Annotated in this window: 18 protein-coding genes; 11 read left to right on the forward strand and 7 right to left on the reverse strand. The window is 41.4% G+C overall.

Going from position 1 to position 19,615, the window contains the following annotated elements; genetic code table 11:
• Window positions 1-84: 84 nt before the first annotated feature.
• The 5 genes from V5739_RS16210 (at window position 85) to V5739_RS16230 (ending at window position 8,869) form a co-directional block, all read left to right on the forward strand.
• Window positions 85-579 (forward strand): DUF4402 domain-containing protein, encoded by a 495-nt coding sequence (locus V5739_RS16210; RefSeq protein WP_423819022.1) that lies wholly within the window; start codon window positions 85-87, stop codon window positions 577-579.
• Window positions 580-658: 79 nt separating this feature from the next.
• On the forward strand, window positions 659-1,474 hold the full coding sequence (locus V5739_RS16215; protein WP_423819023.1) for a molecular chaperone: 816 nt from the start codon (window positions 659-661) through the stop codon (window positions 1,472-1,474).
• Between the two features lie 365 nt (window positions 1,475-1,839).
• On the forward strand, window positions 1,840-5,778 hold the full coding sequence (locus V5739_RS16220) for a PA14 domain-containing protein (RefSeq protein WP_423819024.1): 3,939 nt from the start codon (window positions 1,840-1,842) through the stop codon (window positions 5,776-5,778).
• Window positions 5,779-5,781: 3 nt separating this feature from the next.
• Window positions 5,782-6,285 (forward strand): DUF4402 domain-containing protein, encoded by a 504-nt coding sequence (locus tag V5739_RS16225; protein ID WP_423819025.1) that lies wholly within the window; start codon window positions 5,782-5,784, stop codon window positions 6,283-6,285.
• A 13-nt stretch (window positions 6,286-6,298) separates the two neighbouring features.
• Entirely contained in the window at window positions 6,299-8,869 is a 2,571-nt protein-coding gene (locus V5739_RS16230) for a hypothetical protein (RefSeq protein ID WP_423819026.1), read from the forward strand.
• Between the two features lie 279 nt (window positions 8,870-9,148).
• Here V5739_RS16230 and V5739_RS16235 read toward each other — a convergent pair whose 3' ends face one another.
• On the reverse strand, window positions 9,149-9,661 hold the full coding sequence (locus V5739_RS16235) for a GreA/GreB family elongation factor (RefSeq protein ID WP_423819027.1): 513 nt from the start codon (window positions 9,659-9,661) through the stop codon (window positions 9,149-9,151).
• A 75-nt stretch (window positions 9,662-9,736) separates the two neighbouring features.
• Between V5739_RS16235 and V5739_RS16240 the strand changes: the two genes are divergently transcribed.
• Entirely contained in the window at window positions 9,737-10,981 is a 1,245-nt protein-coding gene (locus V5739_RS16240; protein WP_423819028.1) for a glycosyltransferase, read from the forward strand.
• Window positions 10,982-11,029: 48 nt separating this feature from the next.
• Here the strand turns inward: V5739_RS16240 and V5739_RS16245 are convergent, their stop codons facing one another.
• Window positions 11,030-12,358, reverse strand: a complete 1,329-nt coding sequence (locus tag V5739_RS16245) for an aspartate kinase (RefSeq protein ID WP_423819029.1) — start codon at window positions 12,356-12,358, stop codon at window positions 11,030-11,032.
• A gap of 98 nt (window positions 12,359-12,456) precedes the next feature.
• On the opposite strand from V5739_RS16245, the gene V5739_RS16250 reads away from it, so the two are divergent.
• Complete coding sequence (locus V5739_RS16250; protein WP_423819030.1) at window positions 12,457-13,104, forward strand: hypothetical protein; 648 nt, start codon at window positions 12,457-12,459, stop codon at window positions 13,102-13,104.
• Here V5739_RS16250 and V5739_RS16255 read toward each other — a convergent pair whose 3' ends face one another.
• Entirely contained in the window at window positions 13,105-13,935 is an 831-nt protein-coding gene (locus tag V5739_RS16255; protein WP_423819031.1) for a hypothetical protein, read from the reverse strand.
• A 123-nt stretch (window positions 13,936-14,058) separates the two neighbouring features.
• On the opposite strand from V5739_RS16255, the gene V5739_RS16260 reads away from it, so the two are divergent.
• Window positions 14,059-14,193, forward strand: coding sequence for a hypothetical protein (locus V5739_RS16260; protein WP_255702456.1), 135 nt, complete (start codon window positions 14,059-14,061; stop codon window positions 14,191-14,193).
• Between the two features lie 9 nt (window positions 14,194-14,202).
• Here V5739_RS16260 and V5739_RS16265 read toward each other — a convergent pair whose 3' ends face one another.
• The 3 genes from V5739_RS16265 to V5739_RS16275 form a co-directional block, all read right to left on the reverse strand.
• Window positions 14,203-14,835, reverse strand: a complete 633-nt coding sequence (locus V5739_RS16265; protein ID WP_266068219.1) for a CPBP family intramembrane glutamic endopeptidase — start codon at window positions 14,833-14,835, stop codon at window positions 14,203-14,205.
• Between the two features lie 66 nt (window positions 14,836-14,901).
• Window positions 14,902-15,669: a phosphatase PAP2 family protein gene (locus V5739_RS16270; protein WP_345598645.1), complete on the reverse strand. Its 768-nt coding sequence runs from the start codon at window positions 15,667-15,669 to the stop codon at window positions 14,902-14,904.
• 11 nt (window positions 15,670-15,680) lie between these two features.
• Entirely contained in the window at window positions 15,681-16,130 is a 450-nt protein-coding gene (locus tag V5739_RS16275) for a 3D domain-containing protein (RefSeq protein WP_423819032.1), read from the reverse strand.
• 289 nt (window positions 16,131-16,419) lie between these two features.
• On the opposite strand from V5739_RS16275, the gene V5739_RS16280 reads away from it, so the two are divergent.
• Complete coding sequence (locus tag V5739_RS16280; protein ID WP_266068216.1) at window positions 16,420-16,848, forward strand: FKBP-type peptidyl-prolyl cis-trans isomerase; 429 nt, start codon at window positions 16,420-16,422, stop codon at window positions 16,846-16,848.
• Window positions 16,849-16,944: 96 nt separating this feature from the next.
• Here V5739_RS16280 and V5739_RS16285 read toward each other — a convergent pair whose 3' ends face one another.
• Window positions 16,945-17,295: a 4Fe-4S dicluster domain-containing protein gene (locus V5739_RS16285; RefSeq protein ID WP_266068215.1), complete on the reverse strand. Its 351-nt coding sequence runs from the start codon at window positions 17,293-17,295 to the stop codon at window positions 16,945-16,947.
• Window positions 17,296-17,359: 64 nt separating this feature from the next.
• On the opposite strand from V5739_RS16285, the gene V5739_RS16290 reads away from it, so the two are divergent.
• Together V5739_RS16290 and serC are read left to right on the forward strand one after the other, a co-directional pair.
• A complete protein-coding gene (locus tag V5739_RS16290) occupies window positions 17,360-18,439 on the forward strand; it encodes an acyl-CoA reductase (protein WP_423819033.1) in 1,080 nt (359 codons plus the stop codon).
• A gap of 98 nt (window positions 18,440-18,537) precedes the next feature.
• The gene (gene serC / locus V5739_RS16295; RefSeq protein WP_423819034.1) at window positions 18,538-19,602 is read left to right on the forward strand and encodes a 3-phosphoserine/phosphohydroxythreonine transaminase; all 1,065 of its coding nucleotides are present in this window, start codon (window positions 18,538-18,540) and stop codon (window positions 19,600-19,602) included.
• Window positions 19,603-19,615: the final 13 nt, after the last annotated feature.

Consider the following 19,615-nt stretch of genomic DNA (forward strand, 5'->3'; position numbering starts at 1 on the left):
TTAGAAAAACGCCGCCCTTATGGCGGCGTTTTTTCATTATAGAGATAAGTATCAATAATAAAGCACCTGCTTTTACAGACACAAATGAACAGAGTAGTTTTAATATTATTTCTTTTACTGTTGTCTTCCCAGGCTTTTAGTCAGGCATCGGCTTCTGCGAAAGTCACGAGCAGGGCTACCGTTATTGATCCTATCCAAATTGACAAGACTGTAGATCTTGATTTTGGAAATGTAATAAGCGCCTACACCCCCGGAAGTGTCATTTTATCTCCCGATGGATCAAGAACTGTTCAGGGCGTACAGATATCCACCAACTTTCCCGGTACTGTAAATCCGGCAGAGGCAGTGGTTACCCATGGTAATAACAATTATGCTATTACACTACCTGAATCATTTATCTTATACAACAGCCAAAATCCCGATCAGCAACTCACGATTAGCAACTTTGTGGTTCTACCTGATGAAGGCACAATTTCGGACGTTATAAAAATTGGAGCAACCTTGCATCTTGAAGCCAACCAGGCATCCGGTTTCTATACTAACTCCTCCGGGTTTAATGTAACGGTTTCCTATAATTAATTTTAGGAATTCCTTAACTTTCTTGTCTTCTTTTACTTACATTTGTTGCAGGTAAAATTTTCAACAGAATTCAACCCGCATGAAGATAAAATTATATTCAACTTTACTCTTACTTTCTCTTTTTTTTATTCCTCAAACCTTTTTTGCTCAGGGAGATCTAATGATCATGCCAAAAAGGTTGGTTTTTGACGGTTCTCAAAGATCACAGGAGATCAATCTAGCAAATACGGGAAGTGATACTGCTGTTTATGCGGTTTCTTTCGTCAACTACAACATGACTGAAAGTGGTAGCTTTGAGCAGGTGGAAACACCTACTGAAGGTCAACGTTTTGCTGAAGGTTTCCTCAGGTATTTTCCACGACAAATCACTTTGGCTCCCAATGAAGCCCAAACCATACGAGTGCAGCTCACCCGCACCGGAAACCTGGAACAGGGAGAATATCGGTCTCACATGTATTTTAGAGCAGTTGAAGAACAAACTGCCCTTGGAACAGAAGAAGATGCAGAGAGCGAAGGGATCTCCATAAATATTAAAACAGTTTTTGGAATTAGTATACCAATAATAATTCAGCAGGGAGAATCTACCACTAAACTGGATATAACCAATATTCAATTTGAAAAAGACGCTGAAACTCCACAGCTATCATTGGTGTTAAACCGCAGCGGAAATATGTCTGTTTACGGCAATATTAAAGTAGATCATGTTTCCCCAAAAGGAAAGACAACAGAGATAGGAATGGTAAAAGGGGTCTCTGTCTATACGCCTAATGCTAAAAGGAATTTTTCTTTTGAGTTACGAAATGCAGGAGAAGTTGATTTGAGCCAGGGAAAACTGGAAGTTTCCTATTTTGAAGAAGATGGGGAAATACTCGCAAAAAAGGAATATGAGTTATAAAATAACTTTGATACTTCTCTAAAAAAAAAATTTTCTCTGCTATAATGAATACATTGGCTCCCCCTGTTCGCATTCTGTTCTTATGCCTGTTCATGATGGGAAGTTATTTGATGCAGGGGCAGAGTTTGAGCACACCTGCAGTTACTGGGGATTTTTGCCCGGGTTCTTCACTAACTGTTCAATTTACTGCTACCAGAGGTTTATTCTCGTTGGAGGATTTTAATGAAGATTCGAGATATACAATCAGGTTAAAAAGGTCTTCAGAAATTTTGAATACTGAAATCTTTAGTTCTACTGAGAGTACTGTTTTTTTTTTCAAACGAACAATTTCTTTAAAGGGTTTTATACAAATTCCTGTTAATGTAATGGGAAACTCAGGATACACCATAGAAGTAAGCTCCACAAATCCTGACGTACCTTCAGTAGCTTCTGATCCTTTCACTATTTATGCCGGGCCCATATCTCCTGCCATTGGCAGCATTTCACAACCAACATGTTCAACATCAACAGGAAGTGTTATATTGAATGGCTTACCGGCGACAGGAAGCTGGACCATAACTGAATTTTCAGGGGGACGAACAAAGATAGGAACTGGTACCAGCACAACTTTCACAGGACTTACTTCCGGCACCCATACCTTTAATGTTATTAATGCTAATGGGTGTACCTCTTCTGCTTCGGCTAATGTTGTTATTAATCCGCCACCTACAGTACCTGCTGCACCAATTATTGAAAATATCTCACAGCCTACATGTATAATACCTACAGGGAGTGCTGTATTAAAAGGCTTACCTTCAGGAAACTGGACAATAGCAGAATCACCGGGCGGATTAACAAAGACCGGAACAGGCACAAACACAACTTTTACCGGACTTAGTGCCGGCACGCATACATTTACAGTGACCAATGAAACTGGTTGTACTTCCCCTGCTTCAGCAAATGTGACAATTGATACACCTCCTAACCCTCCTGCACCAATAGTTCAAACAGTAAATCAACCTACCTGCACAACAGCCACAGGTACCGTAACCCTAAGCGGTTTGCCTGCAGGAAACTGGACTATTAATCCTGGAGGAATTACAGGATCGGGTTCTACCAAAACCATTACCGGTCTTACACCCGGAAACTATACTTATACTGTTGATATACCAAAAACCACAACTGGTTTAAAAGCAGAATATTTTAATAATCAAGATCTCTCAGGCACTCCTTCTCTAATCCGTACAGATGCCACTGTTAATTTTAACTGGGGAAGTGGAAATCCAGGTTCACCAATTAATAGCGATAATTTTTCGGTAAAGTGGTCGGGTCAAATTCAACCATTATACAGCGAGAATTATACCTTTAAAACGAGAAGTGACGACGGAATCAGGTTAAAGGTAAATGGTAATCAAATCTTTGAAAATTGGACAGATCATTCAGCCACTTTTAATGAGGGTACAATAAGACTTACTGCTGGTGTAAAATATGACATAGTTCTGGAGTACTATGAAAATGCTGGGGATGCGGTAGCTCAACTTTACTGGTCCAGTAGAAGCCAGAGAGAACAAATCGTACCACAATCCCAATTGTTTTCTGATACTGGAAAATGCACCTCCTTTTCTTCAGAACCTGTTGTAATTAACCCACAACCAGCAACCCCCTCTGCACCTGTAGTAGGATCTGTTACCCAACCTACCTGTACATCAGCAACTGGCAGTGTAAGCTTAAGCGGCTTACCTTCAGGATCATGGATCATCAATCCGGGAGGAATTACGGGTTCGGGAACTAATAAAACAATAACCGGACTCGTACCCGGTAACTATAAGTATACCGTTACAAATTCAAGTGGATGTGTGTCTTCTGCTACAGCAAATGTTGTTATTAATCCACAACCTTTAAGTATATCTAATAATAGCATTAATTATTCAGGAGAAACACGTAATATTTGTTCAGCCAGTACTGCTTCTCAAATACATGGTTCACAACCTACAGGAGGAAGTGGCACTTTTTCCTATTCATGGCAAAGTAGTACCACAGGATCTGATAGTGGTTTTTCTCCGGCTAACGGCACTAACACCACTTTAGATTACAATCCAGGAACCCTAACGCAAACTACCTGGTTTAGAAGAATTGTAAATTCCGGGGTATGTGGGGCAAGTACCTCAAATGTTATAAAAGTAAGTGTTAACCCGCTTCCCAAATTGACTCCAACCAGTGGAGATACTACCATTTGTTTAGGACAAACTGTAAACCTGAGTGGAACACTTTCAGGAAAAGCACCATGGATGGTAAGAGGAACTATTAATGGAGCAGCATTTTCGGTCTCCTCGCCTTCTGCTTCTCTTTCCTATCCTTTCTCTCCTACTGTAAACACTACGGTAAAAATAACCAGCGTCACCGATGCCAATGGCTGTACCAATAATGAGGTGCATTCAATTACCATTACCGTATCACAAAAATATACATGGACCGGCGCGGCAGATACCAACTGGAATAACCCAGCTAACTGGAGCTGTAACCAAATTCCAACGCTGCAAAACAATGTAATAATTCCTGCAGAACTGGCCTCAAATAACTACCCTATAATTTCTACCGGTGCTAATGCCCTCTCGAAAAACCTCAATATTGAGTCTGGGGCTTCTGTAATTGTTAATGGTAACTGGATTAGAATGGCCGGAAACCTGGTGAACGCCGGAGTTTTTAAAGTAGAGAATGGCAGCGTGTCGTTTGAAGGCACTACTACCCAGCAGATTCCTTCAGCAGCTTTTCTCAATGATAATGTTCTCAATCTAAATATTAAAAATCCTGCCGGAGTAAGTTCCCTGGCCAACATCAATATCCTGAATTCTTTGAAGGTAGAGCAGGGTAATTTTAATACTGGTAACGCCCTGCTGCTGGTTTCTAACGAAGCAGGAACGGCATATATTGATGGCAGCGGAGCGGGTTCTGTTTCAGGCAGTGTCACTATGCAGCGTTACCTCGCCAACGCTTTTGGCTATAAATACTTCAGCAGCCCTTTTCAAAATTCTTCTGTAGAAGATTTGGCTGCCAATTTTGAGCTTCAGGATCCCGAAACTGGTTTCCCTCATCTTTACCAATACCTGGAAAACAGAAAAAATTCAGCAGGAAAGGATCTCACCGGCTGGGAAAAATATTTAGGCCTTACCAATTCATTACAACCTGGCTACGGCTATGCAATTAATCCATCTGGAGAACCGCGCGTATTGACTCTTGAACTTTCTGGAGAAGTCAGTAATGGGCCGGTAACCGTGGCTCTTCAAAACAATAACGGGACCTACACTAATGGCTTTAACCTGGTTGGCAACCCCTACCCTTCTCCTATCGACTGGAATTTGATGCTAAGCAGCCTGAGCGGTATAGATAATGCAATTCACTTTTTTACTGCTGGTAGTGACGACAGGTATACCGGCACTTACACCTCATACATAGATGGAATCTCTACAGATGGGCGCTCTTCGAGCATCATTCCTTCAATGCAGGGCTTTTTTGTAAGAGTGAGTGATCCTGCCAATGGCGTTTATCCTGCAACAGCGAGCCTGGAGTTCAAAAATGCTTTTAGAGTAGGCAATCAATCAGAACCGAATTATTACAGGGCGAAAAATAAAGCTGAAGTACCTCAAATCAAATTAACAGCTAGTTTTGCCGGAGAGGAAATGGCAGATGCCACGGTGATCTATTTTAAGCATGACGCAACCCCAGGATTTGAAAAGGAAATGGATGCCCAAAAACTGCTGAATACTGCCGTTAATGTTCCCAGTGTTTACAGCTTAACCGCACTTCACGAAAAACTGTCTATTAATGCAGTCTCGGGCACTTCTATTGAAACTATGGAAATTCAGTTGGGAATTTCAGCAGAAAGATCGGGTGAAATGCGCCTTTCTCTTGCTGAAACCACCAATCTTTTTCCTTCTGTCTATATTTATCTGAAAGATAACAGGAAGAATGTCCTAAAAGACCTTGATAAAGATCGCAGCTATACTTTTACCTCTCAAAAAGGGCAAATTAACGACAGGTTTGTGCTAATGTTTTCTTCGGAAAAATTATCGCCTGCACAAATAGAACTTGCGATGGAAGATTTTACCGTATACACCAAAAATGAGCAGGTATTGGTACGCCTTAATTTGCCTGACAATGCTGAAGGAACAGTGATTCTTAGCAGCATGGCAGGCCAGGTGCTTCAAAGCAAAAAAGGCTCTGGCAAAGATGTACTTACCTTTAGTGGCATGGCAGCCGGAATTTACCTGGTGACGCTCGAAACAGAACAAGAAAGCCAAACCAAAAAAGTAATCTTTAAAGAGTAGAAAATGACGGGAAAAAGCTTCTTCTTATTCATTAGCTTCAGCCTGCTAATTATCCCCTTTCACAAAGCAGTTGCCCAGGAGCATCCGCCTATTCCCGTGAGTGTAGAGGTGAGAAATGCCCAGGGACTTAACTTTGGGGCTTTTATTGTGGGAAATGCCGGTGGTAACGTCATCCTCACTCCAAATGGCGATCGTTCGGCTGATACCGATGTGTATTTACTTAACCTGGGAAACAGCCCTCATTATGCCATTTTTGACGTCTATGCCAATCCGGGAACACTTCTGCAAATTCAACCTGTAAGTAAGGTGTTACTTTCGGGGCCCGCGGGCAGCAACGTCACTTTAAATATTGATCCGTTTTTTGATATCAGTACTGGCCAAACTTTTATTACCACCACCAATCCTCACGAAGTTATTGTAGGCGGAAAATTGAATATCCCCAGTGGGGAGGCCGGGCCAGCAGGAAATTACAATGGTACTTTTACCCTAACCTTCATTCACGAATAGCAAGCCAACCCTAATGCTTTCTCCTTTTCGTCTTTCTCTTTCTGAAGTTTTGAAGCTGTGGCTAACGCTCATGTTATTCCTGAGCCTTGGCACTGCATTCGCTCAAGAAGATTATCCCGATTACGACGAACTTTCGGTAGAAATGAACATTCCCAGGTTGGGCACCTATGAAATTCCTATCGCGATCAAGGGGGAAGATGCATTTTTACCGGTTACCACGCTGTTTGAAATTCTAAACATCAAGCACGAAATCGATAGAGATATTCTAAGCGGATTCATCATTCACCCCGATTCTACCTATACTATTAACTGGGAGCAGCCACAAATCACATATAAAGGAGAAAGCTTCAGCCTCTCCAAAAATGACATTTTGATCACTCCTTCCGGGAGGTATCTAAAATCAAATTACTTCGGAAGTATTTTTGGTCTCGACACCCAGTTTTCCTTCCGAAGTCTTTCTCTAAAACTTGAAACTGATAAGGAGCTACCGGTGATGAAGGAAATGCGCCTTCAAAAGATGAGGGAAAATCTTGACCGGGTAAAGGGCGTGGTAGTTCCCGATACTCTTATCCCTGCCCGCTATCCCTTCTTTAAACCCGGTACTTTAGACTGGGGAGTGGTGACTACTCAGCAAACCAACTTTGAGAATGACAATCGCCTTACGTTAGGGCTGGGCACCATGTTTCTTGGCGGGGAAACCAATCTTATGCTTAATTATTCCAGCAGGCTGCCGTTCTCATCACGTAACCAGTTTTACCAGTGGCGCTATGTCAATACCGATAACAAGTACCTGTCTCAGGTCACCGCCGGGAGGATCTTTAGCCGGGCCACTTCTTCCCTTTTTGCACCGGTTTCGGGGGTGCAATTCACCAATAGTCCGCTTCAAAACCGCAGGTCTTTTGGTACTTATTTACTTAGCGATTACACTGAACCGCGATGGACAGTTGAATTATATGTAAACAATGTGCTCGTGTCATTTACAGAAGCCGATGCTTCGGGGTTTTACAGTTTTGAAGTGCCGCTCATGTATGGCAATACCGCTGTGAGTCTGCGGTTTTATGGCCCCTGGGGAGAAGAAAGATCCGAAGACCGGGTGATTAACATCCCTTACAATTTTGTACCTAAAAATGAGCTGGAATATACCCTTAGCGCTGGGGTAGTAGAAAGTGACGACTGGAACCGCTTTAGCCGCCTTAACCTCAATTATGGGTTAAATAACGCCATAACTATTGGCGGCGGGGTAGAATATCTTTCAGAAGTAGAAAGTGGCGAAGTAATGCCGTTTGTCAACTCTTCAGCAAGAATTGCTTCAGGCCTGCTGTTCTCTGGAGAATATATGTATGGCGTAAAAGGAGAGGCTTTATTGAGCTACCAGTCTCCGCGCAACTTCCAGGTAGATTTGAATTATATCAATTACAATGAAGATCAAACGGCAGTAAATTTCAATTACCTGGAGGAAAGAAAACTCAGCTTCTCTACGCCTATTCGCACCAAACATTTTTCACTGTTTAGCCGCTTTAGTGTGAACCAGATCATAATGCCCACAACCGAGTTCACCACTGCACAGCTCCTTTTATCGGGAGCGGTTTTTGGCGTGAGCACCAACTTTACATCTTATGGACTGTATAACGACAGGATGAAGGAGCCTACTATTTACAGCTCTTTATCTCAAACTTATCGCATGCCCTATAAGTTCCTGTTATCTCCCCAACTTCAGTATGACTTTAGCCGTGACAGGTTCAATAACCTTATCGTTGAACTGGAACGGCCTATGTTCAAACAAGGCTTTCTAAACCTCGCTTATGAAAATAATTTTTTGAGGAATGCCCACATCTTTGAAGTAGGATTGCGCTATGCTTTTAATTTTGCTCAAACTTCGGCCACTTCACGAATAGGGAACAGAAATTCTTCTTTCGTACAATCGGCCAGGGGTAGCCTCATGCTCGATGACAATACCGGCTATATCGCGGCCAGTAACCGTACCGCCATGTCTCGTGCAGCAGTGAGCATCATTCCCTTCCTCGACTTCAACCAAAACGGAATTAAAGATCCTATGGAACCGGGAGTTGCCGGGCTTGAACTTAAAAACCGCAGTGGAAGGGTGAGTTATAACGACGATGAAACGGTATTGCGAATCACCGAGCTGCAGCCTTATATCGATCTTATGATTGAACTAGATCCTCTTAGTCTCGACAATATCGCCTGGAAGATCCCAAATCCCAAGATCCTGGTGAAAACGCAGCCCAACCACTTCAAAGAGATCTATGTGCCGGTACAGGTCATGGGTGAAGTTGGTGGTATGGTCTACTTCAAAAACGGCAATTCCCTTCGCGGACAGGGCCGTATCCTTATAAGCATCATCGATGCAAACGGAAATAAAGCTGCGGAATTATTAAGTGAGGGTGACGGATATTTCAGTTACCTGGGTCTTGCTCCCGGAAAATATACTGCTGAAATTGATGCACAACAGCTCGAAACCCTCAACTATAAAGCGGCTCCCGACAAAATTGACTTTGAGATCGAAGTTGATGAATACGGCGATATTGAAGATACGCTGGAATTCATCCTTTCCCCTGCCGAATAATTAATTCTTGCTAAAAGCCGGAAATTTTAGGGTCTCAAAAATGGTATTTTAGGAAGGGATTTTTTACCAAAGTTTTGAATAAGCCTTCAGAAGAGAATTTTAATTACGTGTAACTGATGTTGATGATCTCAAGTTCCTGCATCGCACCACCCATTTGCACCTGCGCCTTCTCGCCCACTTTTTTTCCGGTCAGTAAACGTATAAAAGGTGTCAAAAATGGCATTTTAGGAAGGAATTTTTTACCAGAATTGTGGATAAACTTTCAGAAGAGAATTTTATTTACCCATAAGTGATGTTGATGATCTCAAGTTCCTGCATCGCACCACCCATTTGCACCTGCGCCTTCTCGCCCACCTTTTTTCCGGTCAGTGCTCGTGCAAGAGGTGCCAAAAATGCTATTTTTCGCTGTTTAATATCTGCCTCATCTACTCCCACAACAGTAAAAACCTGCTCTTTTCCCTTTAGCGGGCCCGTTAACGGCTTAAAAGTGACCGTAGCACCAAATCTCACTTCACTTTCAGGTTGGTCCTGTGGTTCCAGGATCCTTGCAGAAGCAAGTCGCTCGTTCAGCAGGTTTAATTTTCCGTCAATCACTGCTTTGGCGTGGCGTCGCTCTTTATCGCTACTTATATCAAGGCCTTTTCTCTCATTTTCGAGAGATTCCCGCTCTTCCAGGAGCTGTTTGTGGCCCTGTGGCGTCACGTAATTGGTCACTCCCGCAGGCAAAGATGCTCTTGGGGGTATAAACGGTGCTTCTTCCTGGTCTTCTTCTTTTACAAATCCGCGGCTCATTGTTTTATTTTTCTTAAAGGTCACAAATTAACGGCACAATTCAAAAAGTCTATTAAAACCTGTTAATTTTGGAGCATGTCACAAAAACACCTTTTAGTCATTGGCTACGTTTGGCCCGAACCAAAATCCTCGGCTGCGGGCGCCAGAATGATGCAGTTGCTGGAATTTTTTCTTGCTGAAGGTTATGCTGTAACCTTTGCTACCACGGCTGCAAAAACCGATTTTATGGCCGATCTTTCTTCCTTCGGAATTGCTTCGGAAAAAATTGAGCTCAACAACAAGAGCTTCGACGCATTTGTTTCAAAAATATCTCCTGAAATTGTCATTTTTGACAGGTTTATGATGGAAGAACAATTTGGCTGGAGGGTGGCTGAAGTATGCCCTGAAGCCATAAGGATTCTCGATACCGAAGATCTGCACTTTTTACGCAAGGCAAGGCAGGAAGCCACAAAAACAGGAAAAGACCTCTCTCCTTCAGCATTATTTACAGAGGTGGCAAAAAGGGAAATTGCCAGTATCTATAGATGTGATCTAAGCCTTATCATTTCAGAAGCAGAGATAGATCTACTTCAACACACTTTTGGAGTGCCACAGCAGCTACTGCTGTATTTGCCATTTATGCTGAAAGAGATTTCCGAAGAAAAGAAAGCGAAACTTCATCAATTTCAGGAGCGGCAGGATTTTGTGAGTATCGGGAATTTTCTTCACGAACCCAATCGGGATGCTGTAGTTCGTTTAAAAACTGAAACATGGCCACTCATCAGAAATAAAATCAAGGAGGCAAAAATTCACATTTTTGGGGCCTATATTCCGCAGCAAATCCTCGAATTCCATAACGAGAAAGAAGGTTTTATTGTACATGGGCGGGCAACTTCAGCAAAGGCAGAAATTGAGAAAGCGCGGGTTCTCCTGGCTCCTATCAGGTTTGGGGCGGGTATAAAAGGGAAATTTACAGATGCCATGCAGGTGGGAACGCCCACGGTCACAACCTCTGTTGGTGCCGAAAGCATGGCCGGAGATCTTCCCTGGAACGGTTTTATAAGCGATGACCCTTCAGAATTTGCCAATGCAGCCGTTAGTTTTCATGAAAACGAGATCATTTGGCAAGAAGCACAGGAAAAAGGGTTCAGGATCTTAAATGAAAAATTTTCAGAAGAAGAACATCGCAGCCGGTTTAAAGAAAGGATTCAGGAGTTAAAAGCCAGACTTCAGCAGCATAGAAATTCAAATTTTACGGGGCTCATGCTACAGCATCATTCTTTGAGCAGCACAAAATATTTTTCAAAATATATTGAGGCCAAAAATAGGAATCGCCCGTAAACGGGCGACTCCTTCCAAACAAATAAACTAACAACTCGAAGTGAGCGACTAGGTTACTTTTAATGTCTTTTCTTCAAAAAGTTTCTGGTGCAAAAGCTGTAATGCCCTTACTTTGTTCTGCATATCTACAAGCAGCGAAATATTGTTGCTGCTACCGCCGTAGGAGATCATCCTCACAGGAAGATCATTAAGGATTTCAAACAGCCTGAAGGTCTCGTGGTCATTGATCACACCTTCTCCCACAACACAAATAATGCTGTGATTTGAATCTACGGTGATCTCGCCGTATTCGTCGAGTTCAGAAAGGATCTTATCCAGGTTAACGGGGTTATCTATGGTAAGGGAAATCGCGATTTCTGAAGTCGTAATCATGTCTATAGACGTCTCATGTTTGTCAAACACATCAAAGATCTTTCTTAGAAAACCATGGGCCATAAGCATACGGTTAGACTTGATCTTGATGGCTGTGATACCGTCTTTTGCTGAAATAGCTTTAAGCCCTTCAGTATGGTATTCATCTGAAATACAGGTTCCTGGTGCTTCCGGGATAAAGGTATTTTTCAGGTAAATGGGAATTCCTTTTTCCTTTACCGGAGAAACCGTTTGTGGATGAAGGATCTTTGCGCCAAAATAGGCCAGCTCTGCGGCTTCTTCAAAAGTAAGGTTGGTAAGAGCCGAAGTCTCGGGCACGTAACGAGGATCATTGTTGTGAAACCCGTCAATATCGGTCCAGATCTGCACTTCGGTAGCATTTACAGCAGCCCCAATTATGGTCGCTGTGTAATCACTTCCTCCCCGGTTTAGCGTGCTTATGTTTCTGTTGCGGTCAATTCTAACGAAGCCCTGGGTCACATAAATTTCATTGGTGACTTCCCTTTGCAGGCTCTGCCTGATAAGTTTTTGAACGGTGGCAATCTCTGGATTCTCCACATTTGAGATATGCATGAAGTTCTTTGCATCCAGGAGGGTATTAAACACGCTCTCTTCTTCAAGGTAATGCGAGAAAATAAGGCTCAAAAATGTTTCCCCAAATGTTACGATAACAGCATCTGAAAAAGGGTTTTGCTGAAGCGCTTCTTCGAGTTGTTCATACAACTCGAGGAATTGATTTTCGGCCATGCGTTTTGCTTCATGAGAAACGATAAGCTCTTCAATAAGCTGCAGGTGTTTTAGTTTAAGTTCCAGCAGGATGGCTTCGGCCTGTTCAGGCTTACCATTCTTCGTGGTTTCACATAATTCTACCAGCATATTGGTGACCCCAGACATGGCTGAGACCACGATAATCTTCCGGCCTTTTTGACCCTGAATAATATTTTTTACATTGCGAATGCTTTCCACAGAGCCGACAGAAGTCCCTCCAAATTTTAATACTTTCATATCTTAACTTCAGACTGCATAATTAATAGATGGAAAAGGCAGTTTAAAAAAAATGACTTCTTTTTCATACCTTTGTACAAATTGTATATTATTTAACAATGAAAACCATAAGTACCTGTGTCCATGACATCATACGACATCAGCCTTTTTTGGATGATGCCCTTGCCCGTAATATCATTAACTTCAGTTCTCTGGCTGCCGATTTGCAGCCGCAGGTAGAAAAAGAAATGAGAAAACCGGTAAAGCAGGGTTCTATAATTATGGCACTACGGCGGTACCACCCAAAAAGGAGCAAATTTACTACCAAAAATTTCAGGGAGCTGGGCGACATGATTGTGCGTTCGGGGATCACGGAATACACCTACCTGAACTCTCAAAACATTATTGCCCGAAAAGCTGAGTTGCTACACGCTATTAAAGATCAAACCGGGATATTTCTGAATTACTCAAGTAACTTTCAGGAAAGTAATTTTTTGGTGTCTACGAGCCTGCAGCCGGTGATTGAGAAGATCTTTAAAGAAGAACAACTGGTGAGTATTTCTGAAGAACTCTCATCTATCACCATTGCCCTGCCCGAAAAGAACACGAAGACCGTAGGACTTTATTTTTACATTTTTAAGCTGCTGGCTTATGAAGGAATTCCTGTCTATGAGATTATTTCTACGTCTAACTATTTCACTATTTTCCTTGAGAAGGAATATGTAAATCAGGCATTTTTGCTGATGAACGAGATAAAAACCTCCTGATCATTTCATGTTGTAGATCCACACTTCATTCTGATGGTTCATTGGGAGATACATTTTTTTGTCATTTTTGAGATATAAAATATCTCCCGAGCTTTTTTCTGAAGTAAACTCCTTCGTGAGATTTCCTTGCATATCTATACTATAGATGTTGCCCGTTGCCCAGTCTGAGATATAATATGTTCCGGTAGCTGCGGATTGTATTCCATTCATATTACCTATTCCGTTTCCAGTTATTTTACTGATCTCTTTCGTGCCACGATCTACTTTCAAAATATTACCATTCTGGTTTTCGCCCCAGGCAGCAACCAGGATATTATCTGGTGTTACAAATAATCTGTTAGGTCTCTCCAGGTCGGTGCTGTTAAGCCACTGCTCTACCTCCCCGGCTTGATTCACCTTATATATGCTGTTCCCTGCAAGATCTGAAAAAAAGATATTTCCTTCTTCATCTATTGCTGGATCATTCAGCGATTTTGCGCCTTCCACAGGGATACGTCTTATGATCTCTCCTGTATGCAGATCCATTTCTACAAGGGCTGTTACATTGGTAACATAGAGTCGGTCGCCGTTAATAAGTAGTCCCTTAGGGTCATTTAGTCCTGTGATCCAATTGTGTTCCTGTTCCTGCCATTTCCTGGAGATCCTTGAAATGAATCCGTCACCTTCTGCTTTGTCGGCCATATTCGAAACATAAAAGTACGCCGTTCCTTCATCAAAGATTATTGATTCGGGATGGCTGAATCCTGTTAATTTAATTTCGGGAGTTTTGTTCTGTTCCTGTGCTGTAATGGTGATTCCGAAAAGAAGCAACAATAATAAGAAATGTCTCATCTTTTTCTTTTCAAGATAGTGATTTTTGTTTTTATACATTTAAACAGCAGGTCGCTAAAAATTTCTTAAACATGACATTGTAAAGTAGGTATCCTATTACTTTTAATCAAAATATGAATTGTTATGAGAAAGATCATTAGAGCCCTGTTGGCAGGATGGGGAGCAAAAAAGCTGGGAGGAAAGACCGGATGTGGATGTTTTGGAACTATAATAGTGTTTATTATCTTATGGTGGCTCCTTTCAAACCTTGGGATTTAGCGGTGTCTTTTACTGAAAAAAGTAACCAAACCCAATGGTGAACATGATAAGCCCATATAAATAATGTTCCAGGCTCACGTTAAGAAGGCTTCGTGTTTGGTAGTAGTTGTAGATAAAAATCCAGCCGGCTAAAAAGGTCGCGATGGGCGCTACCCAGTTGGCATAGATAAAATGTGCCAGGCCAAATACTATGGCATTACTGAGCATTAAAAGGTATTTTTCGGGTACTACCTCATGGTACCTGTGAAAAAAATATACCCGGTAAATGATCTCCTGCGGAAAAACTGATGCCAGGGGATATAAAAAGAAGGTGATCACGTAGCTCTGGAAATTCTCTACAGGATATACTAAAAATAACTCCGGAAATATCCAGAAAGTAAACCACACCAGAAGTATGGTGATAATGATCATCCTGCCAAAACTTTTACCTAGATATTTTGTGTTGAATCTTGTAAGTACCTTCCTGTCAAAAGTGGGGTCTTTGAGTAGTAGAAATAGAAACAGTAGCGCGATGAGCACCAGGGGAATTATCTTGTACCACCCGTCAAGAAAGGCGGTGGCCAGGAAGGGAAAAAAGACGTAAAAAACAATAAACTCTGCCACCATGTAGGGTGTAGAATTGTATATGATCTTTGGGCTCATTTAGAGATGGGATGAAAGAGAGAAAAACTGATGTGAAATTAATAATCCTAATCAATCAAAAATCAATCACCCGGTTTCAAGATTTTCCTCTTCTTCAGCTTTATTTCTGCGCATCTTTTTTTGGCGTAAAAGGTCTATAATATTGAAAAGGATAACACAAAAAGCCACCCATATAAGTCCGGCTACAAAACCTCCAATAACATCGGAAGGAAAATGTACCCCAAGATATATTCTGCTTAGACCAATAAGGAAAACAAGGGAAGTGAATAGTACGGCCAGGAATACCCGAAGTATCCTGCTCATTTTAATTTGAAATACCAGGTACGTAAGGAAACCATAAAAAGCCATTGCACTCATGGCATGGCCGCTAGGATAGCTAAGGGTTTCTACTACCACCATATGCTCAATAGTGGGACGGGCACGGTCAAAAGCTTTCTTTAAAGCAATATTAGCCAGGGCTGATAATATAAGCACCCCTAAAAGCTGAAATATGAATTTTTTGTTCCGGAGTTTTAAAAAGAAGAAAATAGCGGCAATGGTAGTGGCGACTATATAGGCATAGACATCACCGAGGTCGGTCACGAATTGAAAAAATTGATTTAAAGCGGGAGTTCTAAAGGAAGTCACATAGTCTGTAACCCGGCTGTCAAAGTGATCTATGGTTTCACCCTGCACTTCTTCGGTCAATTCAACAAAGAGGTTTGTACCGAGAACGAAGATAAGAAAAGCAATAAAAATTAAGAGGTAAAATGGAAAATCCGGATTACTTCTGGTAACATGTTTTTTAAAAAATTCAACAAATTCATTGATGTACTTTTTTGTTACCTGTACCATTAGAGTTGTTTTTATCCTCCCGGCTCATCTTTGGCGGGAAAAGCGATTTCTACTTTTCTTCTACCCCACTTAAGGGCCTTTTCTTTATTGGCCCCCATATAGATGTCAATCTTATTTCTCCATCGTGGGTGCATTTTGTCGTTCACTATAAATACCCCTTCAAAACCTTCAATTTTTACTGGAGTTTTATAATCGAGCCCTTTTTTCATAAGGTCTCTTGACACAGCTATAGACTGTACCCCGGGGTTTAGCGTATCTCCCCATGCAGTGATCATAGGATTTCCTTCCCCCTGTTTCCCTAACGAGTTATAGGCCGAGGCTGTCACTCTTATTTTCTGCCAGTCATCAAAATTCAGCTTTTCATCTTCAATTTCCTCACAGCTTCCCAGCGCAACCATCATCGTTACAGGCAGCAACAAGAACTTTAAAATAAGCTTTACAGAGAACATAGTTACCAACATAATAAAAAATAAGGCATTAAACAATTTAAGGCTTCAGTCTTAACCCTCTTTTAAGAGAGATTTTAAAATTAAGTATCTAAACTCATTTTTTTGCTGATTATTTTCAGCTACTGCACATTTTTTTCAGAAGAAAAGGACTAAAAGGCTGTTTCTTTGGTCGTCCATCTTATTAATGGTATCTTTGTTTTTTTGAAATGAGTTATTCCTCAGCACTGTAAAGGTACTTCCTTTTTATTTTCTGTTTAATTTCCATTTCCCGAATATTTAATTGAAAAAATAAACATTTATTATGAGTCAGGTTAAAGCAAATGACACTGTAAGAGTACACTACACCGGAAAACTTACCGATGGCCAGGTTTTCGACAGTTCTTTGGAAAGAGAACCAATCGAATTTACCATGGGACAGGGACAGTTAATTCCCGGGTTTGAGAATGGTTTGCTCGACATGAAAGTGAGTGAAAAGAAAACAATTGAGATTCCTTCTGAAGAAGCTTATGGTGCTCCAAGGGAAGAATTGATTCAGGAAGTTGACAAAAGCCAGTTACCTGACGAAATTAAGCCGGAACCAGGAATGGGACTTGTTTCTAAAAGTCCTGATGGCCGTGAAATGAATCTTGTGGTGAAGGAAGTAAAAGAGAATTCTATTGTTGTAGATGGAAACCATCCACTGGCAGGGAAAGATCTTATCTTTGATCTTGAAGTAGTAGAGATCAAATAATCACCTTTCTATTAGAAATAAAAAAAGCCTGCATATTGCGGGCTTTTTTGTTTTTAAAAAGTCTTTCTTCCAGACTCTTTCTCGATTGTTTAAAAATCAATCGTGGTGCATAAATTTTTGCTTTGCCATAAGGTGCTCCTGTGATTCTTCATTAGCAGGATCGGGCACACAACAATCTACCGGGCACACAGCCGCACATTGGGGTTCATCGTGAAAACCAACACACTCGGTACATTTATCGGGTACTATATAATATATCTCATCGCTAAGCGGTTCATTTGCTTCATTGGCGTTTGCTGCCTTACCACTGGGTAAAACAACGTCTCCGTTAAGATCTGTTCCGTCTGCATACCTCCAGTCATCTGCACCCTCATAAATAGCCGTGTTTGGGCATTCAGGTTCACAAGCGCCACAGTTAATGCATTCGTCGGTTATAATAATTGCCATAGCTTATTTTTGTTCTAAATTTGCACAAATTTAAAGCCAAATCCGTTCTTAAACAAATAAGGAGATGACAATCGAGCAACGTAGAGAAAAGTTGGAAAGCCTGGAACGTTTTTTAAACCAGTTTAAAAGACAGGGAATTGAGAAAGATGAAAGCCTGCCACACAACGATCCTTATTTTGAACTGCTGAAGGAAAAAATAGAAAGAGCCGTGCATTACAACGGCTGGTTCACCCTTGAAAATGTGCTTTTTAGCATCGAGCAATGGAGCAAGGCGCTCACTTCAGATAACCTTCAAAAATGGCTTTCTGGCTATAATTTTTCTGAAGTTGAACCAAAAACCGTGGGCATCATTATGGCCGGGAACATCCCACTCGTGGGATTTCATGATTTTATTTCGGTGCTGGTGAGTGGCCACAAGGTGCTGGTGAAACAATCTTCTAACGATAAGCTGCTTTTGCCCGTAATAGCCGATTATCTCAAAACAATTGCTCCTGAATGGCAGGAAAAAATTGAACTTCTCCCCGACTCTGCCGATGGGGCGTCAAAAATGACAAATTTTGATGCCATTATTGCTACCGGAAGTAATAACACTGCACGTTATTTTGAATATTATTTCTCCGGAAAGCCTTCCATCATCAGGAAGAACCGTAATTCGGTAGCTGTGCTTACCGGAAATGAGACTTCCGAAGAACTTTCGGCCCTGGCTGAAGATATTTTCAGGTATTACGGTTTGGGCTGCAGAAACGTTTCCAAATTATATGTTCCAAAAAACTATGACTTTAATGCCTTTTTTGAGGCTGTATACAGCTGGAACCCTATTATAAATCAGGCGAAATATGCCAACAACTATGATTATAACAAGGCGGTATATTTAATGAGCCAGTTCAAGTTACTCGAAAATGGGTTTCTCATTCTTAAAGAAGACGAATCCCTTAACTCCCCTATCGCCACACTGTTCTATGAAACTTATGAAGATATGGAAGCACTTCAAAAGGAGCTTGACAGCAGGAAAGAGGAGATTCAATGTGTAGTGGGAAGAGAAGTTATTGAAAATGAAGTAAGTTTTGGCAATACCCAGCATCCGCAACTTTGGGATTATGCAGATAATGTAGACACCCTCCACTTTTTAACCAAACAAGTCTAAAAAGCCCGATTTTCGGCTGTAAGTTGTCCTAAATTATCATTTCAATAACAGGAAAATGCTTTTGATTTTCTCATATTTGTAACTGTTAAAACACAAGTATGAAAAAACATAATTATAGTGCCGGACCCTGTATACTTCCACAGGAAGTTTTTGAGGAGGCATCACAGGCAATATTAAATTTTAATAACTCAGGCTTATCCATTCTCGAGATCTCACACAGAAGTAAAGACTTCGTTGATGTAATGGAAGAGGCCCGCAACCTGGCCTTAGAATTGCTGGGGCTGGAAGGCAAAGGATACAAAGCCCTTTTTCTCCAGGGCGGTGCAAGTCTGCAGTTTCTTATGACTCCATATAACCTGCTGAAATCAAAAGCAGCTTATCTCAATACGGGTACCTGGAGTACAAAAGCCATTAAAGAAGCTAAATTCTTTGGAGAGGTTGCCGAAGTGGCATCATCGGCCGACAGAGATTTTAAATATATCCCTAAGGGTTATTTTATACCTTCAGATGTAGATTATTTTCATTGCACCAGCAATAACACCATCTACGGTACTCAAATAAAGGAATTTCCAAATACACCAAAACCAATGGTGTGTGACATGAGCAGTGATATTTTCTCACGGCAAATGGATTTTTCTAAATTTGACCTCATTTACGCAGGGGCACAAAAGAATATGGGGCCTGCAGGTACTACCCTTGTGGTGATAAAAGAATATATTCTTGGTAAGGTAGACAGGTCAGTCCCTTCTATGATGGATTATCGCGTACACCTCAATAAAGCCAGTATGTTCAATACTCCTGCAGTTTATGCGGTGTATGTTTCTATGCTCACCTTGAGATGGCTAAAGAACAACGGAGGTATTGCCGGAGTTGAAGAACAAAACGAAAAGAAAGCAAATCTTCTCTATTCAGAGATCGATATAAATCCACTTTTTGAAGGCTATGCAGAGAAGGCAGATCGTTCAACCATGAACGCTACTTTTAACCTGGTAAACGACGACCTTAAAGAAACATTTGACACTATGTGGAAAGAGGCAGGAATTAATGGTCTTAACGGGCATCGCAGTGTTGGAGGTTACCGCGCCTCAATGTACAATGCTCTTCCGCTTGAGAGTGTACAGGTGCTAGTAGACGTGATGAGCGAACTGGAAAGAAAAGCTTAAAAATTAAATCTTT

The organism is Salinimicrobium sp. TIG7-5_MAKvit (genome assembly GCF_049569215.1).
Lineage (GTDB): Bacteria > Bacteroidota > Bacteroidia > Flavobacteriales > Flavobacteriaceae > Salinimicrobium > Salinimicrobium profundisediminis.

Bases quoted from the DNA above. Each gene is read 5' to 3' on its own strand.
- V5739_RS16265 (WP_266068219.1), bottom strand. From the start codon at position 14,835: ATGAGCCCAAAGATCATATACAATTCTACACCCTACATGGTGGCAGAG.
- V5739_RS16285 (WP_266068215.1), bottom strand. From the start codon at position 17,295: ATGGCAATTATTATAACCGACGAATGCATTAACTGTGGCGCTTGTGAA.
- V5739_RS16290 (WP_423819033.1), top strand. From the start codon at position 17,360: ATGACAATCGAGCAACGTAGAGAAAAGTTGGAAAGCCTGGAACGTTTT.
- V5739_RS16270 (WP_345598645.1), bottom strand. From the start codon at position 15,669: ATGGTACAGGTAACAAAAAAGTACATCAATGAATTTGTTGAATTTTTT.
- V5739_RS16210 (WP_423819022.1), top strand. From the start codon at position 85: ATGAACAGAGTAGTTTTAATATTATTTCTTTTACTGTTGTCTTCCCAG.
- V5739_RS16250 (WP_423819030.1), top strand. From the start codon at position 12,457: ATGAAAACCATAAGTACCTGTGTCCATGACATCATACGACATCAGCCT.
- V5739_RS16255 (WP_423819031.1), bottom strand. From the start codon at position 13,935: ATGAGACATTTCTTATTATTGTTGCTTCTTTTCGGAATCACCATTACA.
- V5739_RS16235 (WP_423819027.1), bottom strand. From the start codon at position 9,661: ATGAGCCGCGGATTTGTAAAAGAAGAAGACCAGGAAGAAGCACCGTTT.
- V5739_RS16260 (WP_255702456.1), top strand. From the start codon at position 14,059: ATGAGAAAGATCATTAGAGCCCTGTTGGCAGGATGGGGAGCAAAAAAG.
- serC (WP_423819034.1), top strand. From the start codon at position 18,538: ATGAAAAAACATAATTATAGTGCCGGACCCTGTATACTTCCACAGGAA.
- V5739_RS16240 (WP_423819028.1), top strand. From the start codon at position 9,737: ATGTCACAAAAACACCTTTTAGTCATTGGCTACGTTTGGCCCGAACCA.
- V5739_RS16215 (WP_423819023.1), top strand. From the start codon at position 659: ATGAAGATAAAATTATATTCAACTTTACTCTTACTTTCTCTTTTTTTT.
- V5739_RS16245 (WP_423819029.1), bottom strand. From the start codon at position 12,358: ATGAAAGTATTAAAATTTGGAGGGACTTCTGTCGGCTCTGTGGAAAGC.
- V5739_RS16225 (WP_423819025.1), top strand. From the start codon at position 5,782: ATGACGGGAAAAAGCTTCTTCTTATTCATTAGCTTCAGCCTGCTAATT.
- V5739_RS16280 (WP_266068216.1), top strand. From the start codon at position 16,420: ATGAGTCAGGTTAAAGCAAATGACACTGTAAGAGTACACTACACCGGA.
- V5739_RS16230 (WP_423819026.1), top strand. From the start codon at position 6,299: ATGCTTTCTCCTTTTCGTCTTTCTCTTTCTGAAGTTTTGAAGCTGTGG.
- V5739_RS16220 (WP_423819024.1), top strand. From the start codon at position 1,840: ATGGGAAACTCAGGATACACCATAGAAGTAAGCTCCACAAATCCTGAC.
- V5739_RS16275 (WP_423819032.1), bottom strand. From the start codon at position 16,130: ATGTTGGTAACTATGTTCTCTGTAAAGCTTATTTTAAAGTTCTTGTTG.